At 49.4% G+C, this 1599-nt stretch carries 2 protein-coding genes; both read left to right on the top strand.

What is annotated here, in order from left to right; genetic code table 11:
- Positions 1-232 precede the first annotated feature (232 nt).
- Complete coding sequence (locus tag A3IK_RS0115955; protein ID WP_020560972.1) at positions 233-505, top strand: hypothetical protein; 273 nt, start codon at positions 233-235, stop codon at positions 503-505.
- The gene (locus A3IK_RS21410; RefSeq protein ID WP_162596677.1) at positions 502-1353 is read left to right on the top strand and encodes a replication protein; all 852 of its coding nucleotides are present in this window, start codon (positions 502-504) and stop codon (positions 1351-1353) included. The genes A3IK_RS0115955 and A3IK_RS21410 overlap by 4 nt, the downstream gene beginning before the upstream one ends.
- Positions 1354-1599 lie beyond the last annotated feature (246 nt).

The raw sequence follows: 1599 nt of genomic DNA on the forward strand, positions 1-1599 counted from the left end.
AGTAGTTCTTGTAGACTCGTTTCTGATTCATAGACACCTCGATTTAGGACAGTTTATCCTATTTCTTTGTGTCAGGTTTTATTAGACCAGAACAGAAGCATGAATGCTGAGATAGTAAGAATTTTGAGGGAATTAAGAGAAGCAGAAACAAAAGCAGCTTAAGACAAATCGGGAGATATGAGTGTAGCACCACTCATACCCCCCTAACCATTAAACAAACGCGAGTTCAATCATGGTCTCTAATGATAATAGCACACACACGCCCACAGAATCACCCACCACCTTCGAGCAAAAAACAGAGTACCTTGCCCAAATCGTCGACACACTCGACCCCATCAACCAAGCCATCTTTTACACAATAGCCCAAGGACTAATCGCCCATAACAGTGCCGACATCAAAACCGCCCTCGACTGGAGCATCGAACACAACGGCAGCTCCCCCGAAGCCCTAGACATGTACACCCATTTCGGCATCGTCCCCTACGTACTGGAGGCCAAACCATGAGCCTCGCCCGCACCCTCATCAACCACGCTCTTGCCTGCGACCTCACCCAAAACGAACTCAAAGTCTTTTTGGTCATCTACAGCAAAATCATCACCTACGGCAAAACCGCCGACGCGATCAGCTATAGCCAACTCACCAAACTCAGCGGCATCCGCAAAGACCGCGCCCTCATCGCTGCCCAAGGCCTCATCAAAAAAGGCCTCTTCACCACCACCCCGCACAAACTCTATGACCAAACCTACACCATCCACCCCGACCTCCTCACAGACAACGACCTTTTTTATTTCCCCACCCCTCCGAAAAACGGAAAACCTTTCCGAAATTCGGGAGAAAACCCTTCCGAAATTCGGGTACATACAATAAACACTACCAATACAAAAAACACGACAACAGACAACGAAGCCGACAGTCGTCGTTGTCAGGAGTTTATTCCAGAAAATTTACCTTACCCCCAAACCCTCACCCCAGCCGAAAAACAAACCGCCGCCCAGTGTCTCGATGGCCTCAGCCTTCAGGATGCCAGCGACTGCCTCAAAATCCTCGACTACAACATCCAACACGGCAAAATCACCACCAGCCCCATAGCCCTGCTGCGAGGCCTGATCAAACAAGCCCGCCAAGGCACCCTAGGCACCCACCTACTCAAACCCAAAGCCCCAACCCAAGCCACGCCCACCAGCGGCTTCAAACACCCCAGCCCCCCGACCACCCAAGAGCGCCTCTACCAACTCAACAGCGACCTCAAAGGCCTAGCAACCCTACGCCACTACGACCCATCACTAGAGCAACAATACCAACACAAATTGGCAGAACTCCAACACCTACAACCCACAGGCAGCATCGGATGAAACACCCCACTCGCAAGTAAAAAAACTAGCCAACCCCCAAAGACTTGTACTATCATTAACCACAGTCTTTGACCACGGTCAGAGGCTGTGGAGAGGTAAAAAAGTGTTCAAAACATTGCCATTAAAAAGCTAACTCGGAAAAGCCATTTTGATATCAAAATTTATACAAGCTAAGTTATTGAAATTAAAAGGCTACCGACGAGCGGCAGGGTTTGAACACCGCCCTGTTTGAGAAGGGATTAAGAC

Origin of the sequence: Thiofilum flexile DSM 14609, from assembly GCF_000380185.1 — a bacterium.
Classification (GTDB): Bacteria; Pseudomonadota; Gammaproteobacteria; order Thiotrichales; family Thiotrichaceae; genus Thiofilum; species Thiofilum flexile.